We start from the raw sequence: 16,721 nt of genomic DNA, 5'->3' as shown, positions 1-16,721 counted from the left end.
AAGATGGCTAAGGTTAGTATTATAGGAGCTGGGAGCTGGGGGATTGCGATATCACTTCTGCTTAACAATAACGGACATGAGGTTACTGTATGGTCAGTGCTCAAGGATGAGATTAAGATGCTTAATGAAAAGAGAGAGCATACTAAGTCACTTCCAGGAGTGAAGATTCCGGAGAGCATAGTCTTCAGCGATAATCTTGAGGCGGTACTTGCAGACCCTGATATTGTGGTACTTGCTGTTGCATCTCCGTATACAAGAAGTACCGCACATATGATGAGTCCTCATGTAAAGGAAGGCCAGATTATTGTCAATGTCGGCAAGGGAATTGAGGAGACTACACTTGAGACATTATGCCATGTGGTAGAAGATGAGATTCCACAGGCACAGGTTGCGGTTCTTTCGGGACCGAGCCACGCTGAAGAGGTTGGAAGGGGAATCCCTACTACATGTGTGGTTGGTACACGTAAGAAGGCCAATGCAGAGTTTATACAGAATGTATTCATGAGTAATGTGTTCCGTGTATATACAAGCCCTGATATGCTTGGAATCTGTCTTGGCGGTTCGCTTAAGAATGTCATTGCTCTTGCAGCAGGCATGGCTGACGGTCTGGGGTATGGTGATAATACTAAGGCAGCCCTTATTACAAGAGGCATGGCAGAGATAACAAGACTCGGAGTAAAGATGGGCGGCAAGCCACAGACATTCTCAGGACTTTCGGGAATAGGCGATCTTATAGTTACGTGTGAGAGTATGCACAGCCGTAACAGACGCGCAGGTATTCTCATAGGTAAGGGATATACGGCAGATGAAGCAATGAAAGAAGTGCAGATGGTAGTTGAGGGAGTATATTCAGCCAGGGCAGCGTTGAAGCTTGCAAAAAAATATGATGTAAGCATGCCTATTGTTGAGCAGGTTAACCATATCCTGTTTGATGATAAGAAAGCGGCTGATGCTGTTATGGAGCTTATGTTAAGGGACAAGACAATAGAAAATTCGGAACTCCCATGGGAAGAATAATGCAAAATGGCAATCAGAACTACTAATAATATATATATATCGGACAGGCTCAAAGAGAAGCTGACGAATACGAGGAATAATAAGTTTACATTTGTCCATGCACCTGTGGGTTACGGCAAGACAATTGTAATCAGGAATTACTTAAGGAACGCAGCATACGATGTAAAATGGATGAACTGCGACACTACAAAAGAACTTTTCTGGAATGAATTCTGTGAGGTCATCGCAGAGGCATGTGATGTTGATGCGGCACCGCTGATAGAGTGCGGATTTCCGAAAGATATAAAGGATGCAATGCACGCTGCCGATTACATAGCTACACTTGAGTTCCGGCAGAAGCTGATGTTTGTATTTGACAACTATAATGTTATAGACGGTCCGATTATTAATAAGTTTTTCTTTTTATTAAGGGATAATGATGATGTTGAGATGAATGCCATATTTATCACGGGCAATCATCTTGACCCTTATTCGCTTAAACTGATTGTGCGTAACTGGGTTAATTACATTAACGATGATGATTTTTCACTTCATGCAGAGGACATAAGGACGTATTTCCGTAATAACGGAATTACAATCACGAGGACCCAGGCATCGGAATTATATGCGGTAAGCCGTGGATGGCCGATAATAGTGTCATTCCAGCTGATGCAATATAAGGAATCACATAATTTTAATATAACGAGCCGGGCCAATACATTTATCAATAATGAGATATTTTTTTCGATGCCTGCAGATGAAAAGATGTTCCTTGTAAAGATGAGTGCATTTGAGTCATTTACGCTTGCACAGGCAGCTGCATGGAATGATATGTCAATGGAACTTGCGAAGAGTTATATTGAGGATAATATCTTTGTGAGATATAACAGCATTGACAGAGTATATTCGATGAATCCACTTATAAGAAAATATCTTGAAAAAGACTTTAATGATATACCGGTCGCTGAACGCAACAGCATGTTCAGTTCGGTCGGAGATCTGTATAATGAGACAGGTAATTTCTTTGAAGCTGTCAGCTGTTATCACAGGGCAGGCGTATATCAGAAGATGTTTACTGCAAAGTCGGATCTGAACAGGCTTTTTCCATATGTAATAAAGGCTAACAAACCGGTATTTCTTGCTGCAGCACATAATTATTTTAAGATTGCTGATAAAGGTGATTATGAATTCGCAATTGCGCTTGTAATAATTATGTTTCTTTATAATGAGAATCCATTGAGCAAAGAACTTATGGAGACTATGAAGTCGGATATTGAAGCAGATGAGAGCCTCAGCGAAAGCCAGAGAGATTCAAAGATAGCAGACCTTACGTATGTTGATGCATTTCTGCATTTTGGTGAATATAGCAGAGGGGGCAGGAAGCTTGACAGCATAATCAATAAGAAACCGCGTTCGAGCGGACGTCTGTATGATGGAATACCGTTTGGTTATGGTACTCCATCAATGCTTATGCTGTATCATAACGAACCGGGAAGAGCAGACAGTGAGATAAAGTTCATGGAGGACATTGCCCCGCTTTATTACAGACTGACAGACGGGCACGGCAAAGGATTCGAGATTGCTGCCAAGGCAGAGCTTTTGTATCTTCGGGGGGATATTGAGGGAGCAGAGATCCTTTCGCTTAAAGCAATGTATGTTGCAGACAGCCGTAATCAGATCAGCGTGTTTCTGGCAGCAAATCTGATTCTTACAAGAATATCACTTTTTACGGGGGATGCACTTTCATTTGCGGGACGAATGGAATTCTTTGGAAAGAAAGCGGCACAGGCAGGAAATCAGGAGCATATGTACTCCAGGATGATTGAACTTTGCAGGGGATACATGTATGCGCTTATAGGCAGTAAGGACAGAATACCATCGTGGCTCAAAGATGACAGGACAATAGAGAACAATTCCAATTTTATAACGCTGGCATTTGCTAATATTGTATATGGAAGGTTCCTTCTGCTTGATGAACAATATCACCATATGCAGGCTGTGAGTGGTCAGTTTATCGGAATTGCAGAGGCTGCATCTTATACGGTATCCAAGATATATACATATATATATATTGCAATATCAAACTTTAAGACAGGCAATGAACAGAAAGCTGTTTATTTCCTTGATATAGCCGTAGGGCTTTCTTACAGCGATATGATATGCATGCCTTTTGTAGAGAATTATTCAATGCTGGAGCCGATTTTTAATATGATGCATTTCTCTTCTGAGAAGACACCTTTTATTAAAAATATCAAAAAAATGAACAGAAATTACGACAGGTCAGTACGTGCCATAGCCAAGAGCTATGATGAGAGCTCCAACTATGGACTCACTGCAAGAGAATCTGATGTCGCAAAGCTGGCAGCAAGGCGGCTTAGCAATAAGGAAATAGCAGATGTCCTGTGCATAGCAGAGAGTACGGTTAAGTCAACGATGAAGCTTGTGTTCAGAAAACTTGGGATTAATGCAAGGGCTGAGCTTGAAAAATATTTTTAGAAATTTGGGAATAGTGTGAAAATAGGCAGGAATGGAGAAAAAATATGAGAGTTATAGCGGGAACGGCACGAAGCATGCCGCTCAGATCAATAGAAGGCCTTGAGACAAGACCTACGCAGGACAGAATTAAAGAGACACTTTTTAATGTGATTCAGGCTGATGTTCCCGGCGCAAAGTTCCTTGATCTGTTTGCAGGAAGCGGTGCAATTGGAATCGAGGCCCTGAGCAGAGGCGCGGCAAGTGCTGTATTTGTTGAGAATTCAAAAGCGGCTGCAGCGTGTATAAAGCAGAATCTTGCATTCACAAAGCTGGCAGATAATGCAACTGTTATGGAATGCGATGCACTTACGGCAATCAACAGGCTTGCGGGCAAGGGTGTATTCGATGTTATACACATGGATCCGCCATATAACCATGAATACGAAAAACAGGTGCTCGCAGCACTTAAAAATAGTGATATACTTGATGAATATACACTTATAGTTATCGAAGCATCATTAGAGACAGATTTTTCATATCTTGAGTCACTGGGATATATGCTTGTTAAGCAGAAGAACTATAAGAATAATAAACATATCTTTGTAAATAGTGACAGGAACGGAGAATAACGTGAAAAAAGCAATCTATCCGGGGAGCTTTGACCCCGTAACGCTGGGACACCTTGATGTTATCGAAAGGTCAGCCAAGATGGTCGATCATCTGATAGTCGGTGTGCTTAACAATAATACCAAATCGCCATTGTTTTCTGTAGATGAACGTGTTAATATGTTAAATGAAGTCACGAGCCATCTTCCGAATGTAGAAGTAGTAAGCTTTAGAGGACTTCTTGTTGATTTTATGGAGAAGAACGGAATAGATGTCACTATCAGGGGACTGCGTGCCATAACTGATTTTGAATACGAACTTCAGATGGCACAGACTAATCATGCAGTCTATCCGGATATGGATACTATATTTCTTACAACGAACCTTAAGTATGCATACTTAAGCTCAAGCATAGTCAAAGAAGTGGCTATGTATGGAGGAGATATTCATAAGTTTGTACCGGAATGTGTTATTCCGAGAATATACGAAAAATATGGCATTACAAAGTAATTTGGAAGGGAGAGATTATGACGAGCAGAATAGAACAGATTGTGTCAGAGCTCGAAGAGTATGTAGATAACTGCAAGCCTTATCCATTCTCGGGTTCTAAGATTATAGCCAACAAGGATGAACTTGAGGAGTATCTTGGTGAACTTAGAAGAAAGCTGCCTCAGGAGATTACCAAATATAAGAATCTTATAGAAAAAAAGGATGCAATTCTGTCTGATGCGAGAGAGCAGGCAGCAAGCATTCTTGACAAGGCACAGATCCAGACGGATGAGCTTGTTAATGAGCATGAGATTATGCAGCGTGCATATGAGCAGGCTGACCAGACGATACAGGCAGCCCAGAATCAGGCACAGGAGATTGTTGACCGTGCGGCAGCGGAAGCCAATGAGATGAGAAGTGCGGCAGTTGCATACACGGATCAGATGCTTGCAAGCCTCCAGCAGATAATCGAACATTCTGTTGAGACTAATAAGGAGCAGTATGGAAGCCTTATGTCTAAGCTTAATGATACTCTTCATGTTGTAGTCAACAACCGCAATGAACTCAGAGGACAGAGTGAACCTGAGTCTGATGCACAGGATGTACAGCAGTAATCATCACATGAATACATATACACATATTACGGCAACAATGGCTGTGATTGCAGCCATGCTAAGCTTGTGGTATGTGTATTTTTTTATGGAATAAAAAGTATGTGATATAACGCTGCATGTCTGTGCGGCGCATGATAATCCCCCGAAAGCGATTGCCGTGCATACACATACTACTTTCATCTGTGCGGATATGTCTGCTGCACAGACAGCCGCAGTGCCGGTTGTTATTTCAGATACAGCACATATGGCAAGGTGTAAGCCGCGTCCGACAGGGAGCGACGCGGTGAATTCGGAGAATATTGTGAAAAGTATTATATACCCGCCAAGTTTTGTTATTATCTCAAATCCGTTCATTATGGCATCATCGACACATTGGACATCAGGCATATGGGCAGCATCAGATAAGACTGCCGTACTTTTGGCAGTGGTATTATGAAGAATATCAATGGAGGAAGGCCTTCTGAAGTAAAAGTCCCTGTGTGCGATAAGTTCGACAGCAAGGAATAATATGACCGGAATATATAAAATGGCAAGAATAAGGAGCGTATGTTCTTTCATAATAAGTGTCTGGGCTATACAATAACCCGTGATAAATGCCGGGCTGGAATAGTTACAGACTGCAAGAAGAAATTGTGTCATACACGCATTTTTATAATCATGGCCATACAGATCGGTGCAGCTTTTGGCTCCCATCGGATAACCGCAGAAAAGTCCGGTGATAATTATGTAGAGCCATGGATATCTAAAAGAGCGTCCGTATGCATTTATAATGAGATTGGAAATAATAATGCATGGGAGCATACTTGGAAGTACGGTATTAAACCATAACCGGACACCTTTTACCGCACCCTGGAGTGTTATGTACGGAGCAGCAACAAAAGCTGCAAACACAAGAAGCATAGTGATTTTCCATATATTTTTTGATAAGATGCCAGACTGCATATTAATCTCCATTCTGCAGGCACAAACGGTATTGATGCTGCATAATATAATATGAGCATATTTACTGAATAATTCAAAATATGGAATATATTAAAAAAATAAGAACCCTTCGTGCACTTACAACGATATTGCTTGTAATGGCTGTCATGGTCAGCATTATCCGGTATATATGTGTATATGACCTGTCATATATTCCGGCTGATATAGTAGGAGCTGATAATAATGAGTTCAGAAAAATGGATTTTGGCGAGGGCAGCATAGAAGTTATAGTGAGGCTTGCAGATGAGTGGAATATTAAGGCGGGAGAGATAGCGGCTGCACTGATGCTGATGAATCATTACTCGGTTACGGCACAGGATGCCTCTCTGGCAGCAAAGGGAGATGTAAAGTTGTTCATTCGCAGAATGTACCGTTTCTGCCCGGAGGAATTTGACGGCATGGCATCATATTATGATGCACTGATTGAAGATTCGGAAAATGCATTTTTCCCTGTGCCATTATCAACCGACAGTCATAAAAAATGGATAAGTTACGTTAATTCATGGGGCAATGAACGTAAATACGGAGGCAGGAGGACACATGAAGGAACAGACTTAATGTCGATTGACAATATAAGGGGCCGGATGCCTGTTATTGCTGCAACAGAGGGGACGGTTACCAATATCGGATGGCTTGAAAAAGGCGGATTCAGAATTGGAGTCATGTCAGATAACGGAGTATACTATTACTACGCACACCTGGATTCTTATGCACAGGGAATAGAAAAAGGAAGCCGTGTGAATCCGGGAACTCTTCTCGGTATGATGGGAGATACCGGATACAGTGCCGTAGAGGGTACAAAAGGCAAATTTCCCGTGCATCTGCATTATGGAATGTATATCTATAATAATGGCGAAGAGATAGGAATTAATCCATACAGTTTTCTCCGCTATTATGAAAAGAGCGTTCCGCGTTACGATTATTAGTGCATATATTATCAGTACACATATTATCAGTATATATGGGGTATTACGCTCTATACATTAATGCAGTGAATATGCTATAATATAATGATTAAATGCGTTTGAATTGCGTAAGAATGGAGACTATATGAATTTACCACAGAAGTATTTGGATACAATGAAGGATATGCTTGGTGATGAGTTTGACGCATATCTTGACAGCTTTAATGACAGCAGATATTATGGACTGCGCGTTAATACGCTCAAGATAACTCCTGAGGAGTTTCTCAGGATTTCACCTTTTGAATTAAAGCCGATTCCATGGATAGAGAATGGATTTTATTTCAGTGAGAATGATAAGCCGGCCAAACATCCGTATTACTATGCCGGACTTTACTATATACAGGAGCCGAGTGCAATGACACCGGCTAATGTTCTGCCGGTTAATGAAGATGATGCTATACTTGATATGTGTGCCGCGCCGGGAGGCAAATCAACAGAGCTTGGAGCAAAGCTTAACCACACAGGAATGCTTGTCACTAACGATATAAGCAACTCAAGAGCCAAAGCACTTCTTAAGAATATTGAGGTGTTTGGAATTCCCAATGTGCTTGTTATGAGTGAAGACCCGAAGAAACTGGTATCATATTATCCGGAGTTCTTTGATAAGATTATGATCGATGCTCCGTGTTCGGGTGAGGGAATGTTCCGTAAGGACAATAAGCTTATAAAAAGCTGGGAGAAAAACGGACCGGAATTCTATCATGAGATTCAGAAGGGAGTGCTTCTGGCTGCGTCAAAGATGCTTAAGCCGGGCGGAATAATGCAGTATTCTACCTGTACATTCTCCAAACTTGAGGATGAGGAGAGTATCAGATATATTCTCAATGAATGTCCTGAACTTAAGCTTATTGATGTTAAACCATACGAAGGATTCTCACATGGCTATGAGGATGACGGACAGGAAAGAGACATGCAGATGTCTAAGACTGTACGTATATGGCCGCACAGAATGGCGGGTGAAGGGCATTTTGTCGCATTGATAAAGAAGGATGGTTCGGATGGTGCATCGGTTATTCCTTCATCACCTTCACGCGGATTGAAGATTCCAAAAGAACTTCAGGAATTCCTTGATGAGATAACATATCCTGTAGATACAGCAGATATCAGTATAAGGGATGAGAGGGTATTCATCCTTCCTAAACAGGCCGGCAATACGGCAGGCTTAAGAGTTATGAGGACGGGACTTCTTCTCGGAGAGATTAAGAAAAACCGCTTTGAGCCAAGCCAGGCACTTGCAATGGTACTCAGAAAAGATCAGTATGTATCAGCGGTTGACCTTAAGTCTGACGATGAGAATGTAATCAGATACCTTAAGGGTGAGACTATACAGATAGACCCCGAAAGCTGCGGCGTAGTAAGACAGAGCGGATGGCAGCTTGTGTGTGTTGACGGGTATCCGCTCGGATGGGGAAAACTCGCCAATGGTACACTCAAGAACAAGTACCTTGCAGGCTGGAGAATGATGTAGGAAAGAGTATGGCTAATATAAGACTGGACAAATATCTTGCTGACATGCAGGTTGGAACACGCAGTCAGGTAAAAGAACAGATACGGAAGAAGCTGGTAAGTGTCAACGGTGTAACGGTGACAAAGCCGGATGTCAAAGTGGACACGGACAGGGATAAGATTATGGTTGGCAGTGATATCATCGGTTATACTCAGTTCGAGTATTTTATGCTCAATAAACCAAAAGGAGTACTGTCAGCAGCCAATGACCCCAAGGCACAGACGGTTGTTGATCTGATTACTGATAACATCTGCAGGGATCTTTTTCCGGTGGGAAGACTGGATAAAGACACCGAAGGACTTATGCTTATTACTAATGACGGAGAGCTGGCGCATAAGCTGCTAAGTCCAAGAAAGCATGTAGATAAGTCATATTATGTGAGATTTGAGGGCATTATAGCTGATAACACGGTTGAATCATTTGCAAAAGGAATTGATATCAATATTGCCAAATGTGCAGATGATGAGGTTGATAATAATCCGAAAGAAATCTATCATACAAAGCCGGCAAAGCTCAGGTTAATGTCAGCAGATGAAGCTGTTATAACGATAAGCGAAGGAAAGTTCCACCAGATAAAGAGGATGTTCATGGCAGCAGGCTGCCGTGTAACATATCTTAAGAGAATCTCAATGGGAACGCTGCAGCTTGATTTTGATTTGAAGCCGGGGCAGTACCGCCGTCTTACAGACAGCGAGACAGATAATCTGAGAGGTGTTAATGATATGGATACAAATTGCAATATAAAAGCAGCAGATGAGAACTCAAAAGCTGTCAGCCTCGACACAGTACTTAAGGACATAAAGGGTGTCATATTCGATATGGACGGAACACTGATAGACAGTATGCATGTATGGAAGGACATTGATGAGGAATTCCTTGGAAGCAGGAACCTTACCGCACCAAAGTCGATGACACAGGATGTGGAAGGAATGAGCATACATGAGACAGCGGTTTATTTCAAAGAGACATTTAATCTTCCTGAATCGACTGAAGAGATAACACAGTTGTGGAACGATATGGCATTTGACAGGTATGCCAACAGCTTACAACTGAAGCCGTATGCAAGGATGCTTCTTGATGAGCTTGTAAAAAGAAGAATCAAAATCGGAATTGCAACAAGCAATTCGAGAAAACTGGTTACAGAATGCCTTAATGCACACGGAATAGCAGATATGTTTGCGGCAGTTGTGACTGGCTGTGATGTCAATCATGGCAAGCCTGACCCGGAGATATATCTTACGGCAGCGGAGAATATGGGAGTATTTCCATGCAGCTGTCTTGTGTTTGAGGATGTTGTCAAAGGAATACAGGCCGGCATATCAGCCGGAATGACAACATGTGCGGTATATGATGAATTTTCCAGAGATACCGATGACGAGAAACGCAGGCTTGCGGATTATTATATAGATTCATTTGAAGAGTTATTTGTGCAGGATAAGAATGTACAAAAATAAGGAGCAGGATGATACATGATTTTTTGCCCATATGTAAGGGCGATATGAAAAAGAGGGGCTGGGATGAGTGCGACTTTGTGTATATCACGGGGGATGCATACGTAGACCATTCATCGTTTGGACCGGCGATAATAAGCAGGATACTTGAGGCACACGGCTACAGGGTTGGAATTATTGCCCAGCCAGACTGGAAGAACAGGGAGAGCATTACAATACTTGGAAGACCGAGACTGGGCTTCCTTGTGAGCGCCGGCAACATGGATTCAATGGTTAACCATTATACCGTTTCCAGGAAAAGGCGTCATACGGATGCGTACTCACCGGGAGGCAGAATGGGGCTTCGGCCGGATTATGCAACGGTTGTATACTGCAATCTTATAAGGCAGACATATAAGGATGTACCTATAATTATCGGAGGAATAGAGGCGAGTCTGCGTCGACTGTCACATTATGATTACTGGTCGGACAAGGTTAAGCATTCAATACTGATTGATTCGGGAGCAGACCTGATATCATACGGAATGGGAGAGCATTCAATAGTAGAGATAGCAGATGCACTGGATGCCGGAATTAATGTAAAAGATATAACATATATAAGAGGAACCGTTTACCGTACTGATTCGACGGATAATATAACCGAGGAATATATAGAACTGCCATCGTATGATGAGGTGAGTACGGACAAGAAACAGTATGCACACAGCTTCTACAGCCAGTACTGCAATACGGATCCGTTTGTTGCAAAGATACTTGTAGAAAAAGTTAAGAACAAGATGTATGTGGTTCAGAATCCACCGGCGTATCCGCTTACACAGCAGGAGATGGATGATGTGTATGCACTTGATTATATGTGTGATTATCATCCGGTGTATAAGAAGGATGGTGGGATACCGGCACTGTCAGAGATTAAGTTCAGTCTCACGAGCAACAGAGGATGCTTTGGCGGATGCAGTTTCTGCGCCCTTACATTTCATCAGGGACGCATAGTCCAGACGAGAAGCCATGAAAGCATAATTAATGAAGCAAAGCATATGACTGAGGAAAAAGATTTTAAGGGATATATCCATGATGTAGGAGGCCCAACTGCTAACTTCAGGCATACATCCTGCGACAAACAGCTCAGATATGGTACATGCCCTTCAAAACAGTGTCTGTTTCCAAAACCGTGTAACAACCTGAAAGTAGACCACAAGGATTATGTGGCGCTGCTGCGTAAGCTGCGTAAGCTTCCTAAGGTCAAGAAAGTATTTGTAAGGTCGGGAATAAGATTTGATTATGTTATGGCTGACAGTGATGATACGTTCTTAAGGGAATTATGCGAGAATCACATAAGCGGGCAGCTCCGCGTGGCTCCGGAGCACATAAGCGATAACGTACTTAAGATGATGGGAAAGCCTTCTAATGATGTATATATGGCATTCCTTAACCGGTATGCAAAGATTAACAAAAAGACAGGCAAGGAGCAGTTTGTTGTTCCTTATCTTATGTCATCGCATCCGGGTTCGACTATGAAAGAGGCAATTGAACTTGCTGAGTATGTAAGAGATATGGGGTACATACCTGAACAGGTGCAGGATTTTTATCCGACCCCGTCAACATTGTCTACATGCATGTATTATACAGGATATGATCCACGTACAATGGAGAAAGTGTACACACCGAGAAGTCCGCATGAGAAGGCGATGCAGCGTGCACTTATCCAGTACCGCAATCCGGAGAATTATGAACTTGTAAAGGAAGCGCTGCTTTCCAACGGAAGAAGTGACCTGATAGGATTTGACAGACATTGTCTCATTCCACCGCGTAAGATGGCAGCAAGAGGTGAAAGATTTGAAAAGACAGGGAAGAAGAGAAAAAGGAATACCAGGGTACATTAAGGCACGAAAGACCATGTACATTGTGGCTGTATCAATAGGACTTGCCATTGTTGCGGCGTTCTTTGTGACAGGACTTATACTGTGTAAGACGCGCAATAATCTGCTGACTGTGATGGCGATACTCATGGTGCTGCCGACAGCCAAATTTGCAGTAGATCTGATTATGTGCATAGCATGCCGGCCGGTAAGTGATGAACTGTATGAAAGAATTGAAGCTGCAGATGACAAATTCCTTCACAAATATGAGTGCTTATTCACATCCAGAGAAAAGGCAACATATGTTACGGCACTTGTCATAACACCTCATGCAGTGTGTGCATATACAACAGATGCAAAAGCAGATGCAGGCAGATTTAAGGCAGATCTTGAAAAGTACATAAAAGAGGCAAGGCTTTCGGCTACAGTATCATTATATAATGATGAGAATCAGTTCATCAAAAAAGTAAAGCTTATGTCTGAAAGCAGGGAGACAAAGCTTACGAAGGAAGAATCGGACCGCATGCAGTGGATATGGGAATCGGCACGCTGCATGTGTATGTAATCACATAAAATGGAGAGGTGCAATGAAAGAACTTGTTATATCTTCACGCGAGGCAGGGCTGAGACTGGACAGATATCTTGAAAGATATCTGTGCAACGCGCAGAAGAACTTTATATATAAGATGCTCCGCAAAAAAAATATAACACTGAATGACACAAAGTGTAACGGTAATGAAAAGCTGGCTGGTGGCGACAGAATTAAGATATTTTTCTCTGATGAAACTCTTCGTAAGTTCACATCGGCCGAAAAAGATACAACACACCGGGATGTCCCTGATAAGATAAAGCTGAAAGTTATGTATGAGGATGAAGATATTGTTATCATAGACAAGCCGTCAGGAATGCTCTCACAGAAGGCATCAGCCGGTGATAAGTCGCTTGTTGAATATGTAACGGAGTACCTTCTTGATACGGGAAGTCTTACGCAGAAAGATCTTATTACATTCAGACCCGGTATCTGTAACAGACTTGACCGTAATACGAGCGGACTTGTTGTTGCGGGCAAGACAATAAAAGGACTTCAGGAGATGTCAGAAGCATTCAGGGACAGAACACTCCACAAGTATTATATATGTGTTGTTGCTGGACGGATTAATGAACGCAGCAGAGTAAGCGGCTATCTTGTACGTGATGAAAAGACTAACAAATCCACGATATATGCAGATTATAAGGAAGCCATGGATAATGCAGAGGCTGACATGATCAATAATATTGAAACGGAATATATTCCGGCTGTTTCTAATGACAATTTCACCCTTCTTAAGGTGAAGCTTATAACCGGACGTACACATCAGATAAGGGCGCATCTTGCGTCGCTTGGGCATCCGATTGCCGGTGATGTGAAGTATGGCAGCAGGCAGATTAATAAACGAATGTCAGACCAATATCATATAAAAAGCCAGATGCTGCATGCGTATGAGCTTGATTATCCGCAAAGAGGGCTGTGTGTCAGAACGGATATTCCGAAGGAGTTTGACAGGGTACTCAAAGGTGAACATATATGGGAACATGGAATTCAAGAGGACTTAGAGGCTCTACATTAGAAGAGCTGATTAATCATAGCAATGACAGATACAGAACATCAGGACTGGCACTTATACAGAAGGTTCCGACACCGATTACCCCGGTGAAGATGGACAAAGGCACCGGGCAGATTACCCTGGCATATTTTAACCAGAAGAGTACGGTGGATTATATAGGTGTTGTCCAGGGAATTCCGGTATGCTTTGATGCCAAAGAATGTGCGTCAGATACATTCCCGATTCAGAATATCCATGAGCATCAGATTGAATTCATGAGCGATTTTGAGAAGCAGGGCGGGATTACATTTATCATTGCTGATTTTGTGATGCGTAATGAGACATATTACATTCCGTATTCAGATGTCATGCGGTTCTGGAAACGTGCCAGAGATGGCGGGAGAAAGAGCTTTACTTATGAAGAGATAAATAAAGAGTTTAAAATTCGTTCGCATAATGGTATAATGGTTCATTATATTGAAATGCTTCAGAAAGATCTTGATGTGAGGGACAGCTATGGAAAGTAACTATATTGAGAAGTACGAACTGATTGATGGTTGGGCAATTATTAATGTTAATTTTGAGATTGTATCTGCTAATGAAAGTTATTACAGATTTGCAGGTATTGCGAGAAATTATACAATAACAGATGTAATACATCAGGTTGATCTTGACGATTTTATAGAGGTGGCTAATTCACTTAAGACCAATGCATCCAAGACAATGGTTCTGCGTATGCGCCGTGTTGATAATTCATACAGATGGATTATGGCCGAGATACGACGGGGGGAGCTGCGTGGCAATAAGACTGATGATGCCGATGAAGAATCTGCATATGAATATCTTGAACTTAAGCTTAATGATATACAGGCACTTAAGCATCAGAATCAGAATCTCCGTCAGATGATTAATGAATACAGTCATCTGCTTTCACTCGAAGGAGAGCTGGTATATGCAATTGACTGCAGGCTGAGAGACGTTACAATATACAGATTTATAGATGATGAGATGTCTGTCGTTGATACAAGACCGCTTGTTGATATAGCAGCAGAGTACAGGGCACCGGGAATTATTCCTGATGATGAGAAGGCTGAATTTGAAGCACTGTGTTCGGATATAGATAATGGTTCGGCAAGATTTGTACATAAGTTTCACGTTAATTCATCGGAATACAGTATACTGAGCAGCGGTCTCATTGAATTCAAGGGAAGTACTTATTATCTTGAAGGAAAAAAGACAAGAATAGTAGGAACTATTAAGGTGCTTGAAGAGGGAATATCATTCTCAAAGAATCTTCTTGGTAATGATAAGGAAAGCCGTAATCTGACAAGCACCGGTGTGCTTAAGTATATTAAGGACAGCATTACATATACTCCGTCCGGTGAGATGATGCTTATGCTTCTGCAGATTGACGAACTTGCTAAGATGGCGGCAAAGTACGGCAAAAAAGCCGCTGATGACACGTTCAGGCTTGTGCTTGATATGTGCAGGGATAAGGTATGGTGCAGAGGTGTTGCCGGTGCAGATGATAATAATATAATTTATATTGCCGTAAGGGATATCAATGTTGAAGTTAATGCGAGAGCATTTATCGAATCTCTCAGAACCATGATTAAGTGGAGATACATGCTGCTTAACAATGATAAGATTACATTTTCAATAGGCGTTTCCCGCTATCCGTTCAACGGCAAGGATTATGACAAGATGATTCTTAAAGCCAGAAGAGCACTGGAGATTGCCAATGAAAAAGGACACAACAGATTTATAATATATAAAGAGATGCTTCATGGAGAGATATAAAGCCATTGACATAAGTTCATGTTTATTATATAATTCTAATCATTCTAGCGCGATAACACGTTACCACGCTAAAGTGACATAGCGTAAGGAGAGATTTATGAAAAAGGAACGACTGCTTCATACACCTGAAGGTGTACGTGATATTTATAACGGAGAATGTGCCAGAAAGCTTATGGTCCAGAACAGGATTCATGATGTCCTGAAGTCATATGGCTATAATGACATATCTACTCCTACATTTGAATTCTTTGATGTGTTCAATAAGGAGAGAGGAAGTGTGGCATCTAACGAGATGTTCAAGTTCTTTGACAGGGATGGCAATACACTTGTGCTTCGTCCTGATATGACACCTTCGATTGCAAGGACTGCTGCCAAGTATTATGGTGACAGCAATATGACGCTTAAGCTGTGCTACATCGGCAATACATTTATTAACAATCATAATTATCAGGGACGTCTCAAGGAGACAACACAGATTGGAGCAGAGCTTATCGGAGATTCGTCAATATATGCCGATGCAGAGATAATCTCTATGGTGATTGATTCTCTTTTGAGTTCGGGACTTAAGGAATTTCAGGTTGAGATAGGACAGGTCCAGTTCTTCAGAGGACTTCTTAAGGAAGCAGGAATAGATACAGATACGGAAGATGAGCTTGTTGAGCTTATGCTTAATAAGAATTTTTACGGAGTAGAGGAACTTCTGAAATCACAGAATCTTGATGACAGTCTTACCGATACACTCCTTGTTCTGCCACAGCTTTTTGGCTCAGTTGAAGTACTTGACAGGGCACGCTCTATTACAAGTAATGAAGAAGCACTTGAAGCTATTGCATATCTTGAGGAACTTTATGGAATGCTTGCACAGAACGGATATGACAAATATATTACATTTGACCTTGGAATGCTCAGTAAGCATAAGTACTATACCGGAGTTATATTCAACGGATATACATACGGTACGGGGGATGCAGTAGTCAAGGGCGGACGTTATGATAAGCTTATAGGACAGTTCGGAAGTGATAAGGCATCAATCGGATTTTCACTCACGGCCGACCAGCTTATGGTAGCGTTAGAACGCCAGAAGATAGAGATACCTTGCGACAGGAACGGAGTAATGATACTTCACACGCCTTCACAGTGGAGCAGAGCGGTAAAGCTTGCAGCACAGCTGCGCAATGCAGGAGTCAGCGCCAGCATGTTATGCAGCAGGTCAATTGATGACAGCGAGTGCAGGGCATATGCAGAGTCATCGGATATTACGGATATTATCTCAATGACAGACGGTGAGGATGTAAGAATCCTTAATCTTGCGTCAGGTGATATTAAGACTGCTGCAGCACAGGATGTTTTAAAATTGCTTTAAGAATTCAGCGCATGATGCGCTATGATGGAGGTTGT

The 16,721-nt window shown here is 41.9% G+C and carries 15 protein-coding genes and 1 pseudogene; 15 read left to right on the top strand and 1 reads right to left on the bottom strand.

The annotated features are described in order from the left end of the window. Window positions 1-3: 3 nt before the first annotated feature. Genes NQ488_07815 through NQ488_07795 form a run of 5 tightly spaced genes read left to right on the top strand, consistent with a single transcriptional unit; the run spans window position 4 to window position 5,180 of the window. On the top strand, window positions 4-1,017 hold the full coding sequence (locus NQ488_07815) for an NAD(P)-dependent glycerol-3-phosphate dehydrogenase (protein ID UWN94505.1): 1,014 nt from the start codon (window positions 4-6) through the stop codon (window positions 1,015-1,017). Window positions 1,018-1,023: 6 nt separating this feature from the next. Then, entirely contained in the window at window positions 1,024-3,492 is a 2,469-nt protein-coding gene (locus NQ488_07810) for a LuxR C-terminal-related transcriptional regulator (GenBank protein UWN94504.1), read from the top strand. Window positions 3,493-3,536: 44 nt separating this feature from the next. Continuing rightward, complete coding sequence (gene rsmD / locus NQ488_07805; protein ID UWN94503.1) at window positions 3,537-4,100, top strand: 16S rRNA (guanine(966)-N(2))-methyltransferase RsmD; 564 nt, start codon at window positions 3,537-3,539, stop codon at window positions 4,098-4,100. A gap of 1 nt (window position 4,101) precedes the next feature. After that, the gene (gene coaD / locus NQ488_07800) at window positions 4,102-4,587 is read left to right on the top strand and encodes a pantetheine-phosphate adenylyltransferase (protein ID UWN94502.1); all 486 of its coding nucleotides are present in this window, start codon (window positions 4,102-4,104) and stop codon (window positions 4,585-4,587) included. 17 nt (window positions 4,588-4,604) lie between these two features. Then, window positions 4,605-5,180, top strand: a complete 576-nt coding sequence (locus NQ488_07795; protein ID UWN94501.1) for a vacuolar family H+-ATPase subunit H — start codon at window positions 4,605-4,607, stop codon at window positions 5,178-5,180. 3 nt (window positions 5,181-5,183) lie between these two features. On the opposite strand, the gene NQ488_07790 is transcribed toward NQ488_07795, so the two are convergent. Further along, complete coding sequence (locus tag NQ488_07790) at window positions 5,184-6,122, bottom strand: hypothetical protein (GenBank protein ID UWN94500.1); 939 nt, start codon at window positions 6,120-6,122, stop codon at window positions 5,184-5,186. Between the two features lie 80 nt (window positions 6,123-6,202). Between NQ488_07790 and NQ488_07785 the strand changes: the two genes are divergently transcribed. From NQ488_07785 to hisZ, 10 genes and pseudogenes are all read left to right on the top strand, one after another. After that, window positions 6,203-7,087, top strand: a complete 885-nt coding sequence (locus NQ488_07785; protein UWN94499.1) for a M23 family metallopeptidase — start codon at window positions 6,203-6,205, stop codon at window positions 7,085-7,087. 124 nt (window positions 7,088-7,211) lie between these two features. Further along, complete coding sequence (locus NQ488_07780; GenBank protein ID UWN94498.1) at window positions 7,212-8,594, top strand: RsmB/NOP family class I SAM-dependent RNA methyltransferase; 1,383 nt, start codon at window positions 7,212-7,214, stop codon at window positions 8,592-8,594. Window positions 8,595-8,602: 8 nt separating this feature from the next. Beyond that, a pseudogene (locus tag NQ488_07775) lies at window positions 8,603-9,328 on the top strand (rRNA pseudouridine synthase). Between the two features lie 147 nt (window positions 9,329-9,475). Next, entirely contained in the window at window positions 9,476-10,087 is a 612-nt protein-coding gene (locus tag NQ488_07770) for an HAD family phosphatase (protein ID UWN97124.1), read from the top strand. An 8-nt stretch (window positions 10,088-10,095) separates the two neighbouring features. Beyond that, on the top strand, window positions 10,096-11,964 hold the full coding sequence (locus NQ488_07765; GenBank protein ID UWN94497.1) for a YgiQ family radical SAM protein: 1,869 nt from the start codon (window positions 10,096-10,098) through the stop codon (window positions 11,962-11,964). After that, the gene (locus NQ488_07760; GenBank protein UWN94496.1) at window positions 11,918-12,505 is read left to right on the top strand and encodes a hypothetical protein; all 588 of its coding nucleotides are present in this window, start codon (window positions 11,918-11,920) and stop codon (window positions 12,503-12,505) included. The genes NQ488_07765 and NQ488_07760 overlap by 47 nt, the downstream gene beginning before the upstream one ends. Before the next feature lie 22 nt (window positions 12,506-12,527). Continuing rightward, entirely contained in the window at window positions 12,528-13,547 is a 1,020-nt protein-coding gene (locus NQ488_07755; GenBank protein UWN94495.1) for an RluA family pseudouridine synthase, read from the top strand. Then, window positions 13,505-14,050: a Holliday junction resolvase RecU gene (locus NQ488_07750; protein ID UWN94494.1), complete on the top strand. Its 546-nt coding sequence runs from the start codon at window positions 13,505-13,507 to the stop codon at window positions 14,048-14,050. Before NQ488_07755 ends, NQ488_07750 begins: the two co-directional genes overlap by 43 nt. Then, window positions 14,040-15,323: a diguanylate cyclase gene (locus tag NQ488_07745; GenBank protein ID UWN94493.1), complete on the top strand. Its 1,284-nt coding sequence runs from the start codon at window positions 14,040-14,042 to the stop codon at window positions 15,321-15,323. Before NQ488_07750 ends, NQ488_07745 begins: the two co-directional genes overlap by 11 nt. 97 nt (window positions 15,324-15,420) lie before the next feature. Further along, the gene (gene hisZ, locus NQ488_07740) at window positions 15,421-16,686 is read left to right on the top strand and encodes an ATP phosphoribosyltransferase regulatory subunit (protein UWN94492.1); all 1,266 of its coding nucleotides are present in this window, start codon (window positions 15,421-15,423) and stop codon (window positions 16,684-16,686) included. The last annotated feature ends 35 nt before the right edge of the window (window positions 16,687-16,721 follow it).

Origin of the sequence: [Bacteroides] pectinophilus (assembly GCA_025146925.1) — a bacterium.
Classification (GTDB): domain Bacteria; phylum Bacillota; class Clostridia; order Lachnospirales; family Lachnospiraceae; genus Bacteroides_F; species Bacteroides_F pectinophilus.
This window is presented reverse-complemented; position numbering and strand designations above follow the sequence as displayed.

Coding starts and splice junctions, on each gene's coding strand:
- NQ488_07795 (UWN94501.1), top strand. CDS start 4,605: ATGACGAGCAGAATAGAACAGATTGTGTCAGAGCTCGAAGAGTATGTA.
- NQ488_07765 (UWN94497.1), top strand. CDS start 10,096: ATGATACATGATTTTTTGCCCATATGTAAGGGCGATATGAAAAAGAGG.
- NQ488_07780 (UWN94498.1), top strand. CDS start 7,212: ATGAATTTACCACAGAAGTATTTGGATACAATGAAGGATATGCTTGGT.
- NQ488_07790 (UWN94500.1), bottom strand. CDS start 6,122: ATGCAGTCTGGCATCTTATCAAAAAATATATGGAAAATCACTATGCTT.
- NQ488_07810 (UWN94504.1), top strand. CDS start 1,024: ATGGCAATCAGAACTACTAATAATATATATATATCGGACAGGCTCAAA.
- NQ488_07785 (UWN94499.1), top strand. CDS start 6,203: ATGGAATATATTAAAAAAATAAGAACCCTTCGTGCACTTACAACGATA.
- NQ488_07745 (UWN94493.1), top strand. CDS start 14,040: ATGGAAAGTAACTATATTGAGAAGTACGAACTGATTGATGGTTGGGCA.
- hisZ (UWN94492.1), top strand. CDS start 15,421: ATGAAAAAGGAACGACTGCTTCATACACCTGAAGGTGTACGTGATATT.
- NQ488_07755 (UWN94495.1), top strand. CDS start 12,528: ATGAAAGAACTTGTTATATCTTCACGCGAGGCAGGGCTGAGACTGGAC.
- NQ488_07770 (UWN97124.1), top strand. CDS start 9,476: ATGCATGTATGGAAGGACATTGATGAGGAATTCCTTGGAAGCAGGAAC.
- rsmD (UWN94503.1), top strand. CDS start 3,537: ATGAGAGTTATAGCGGGAACGGCACGAAGCATGCCGCTCAGATCAATA.
- NQ488_07815 (UWN94505.1), top strand. CDS start 4: ATGGCTAAGGTTAGTATTATAGGAGCTGGGAGCTGGGGGATTGCGATA.
- NQ488_07750 (UWN94494.1), top strand. CDS start 13,505: ATGGGAACATGGAATTCAAGAGGACTTAGAGGCTCTACATTAGAAGAG.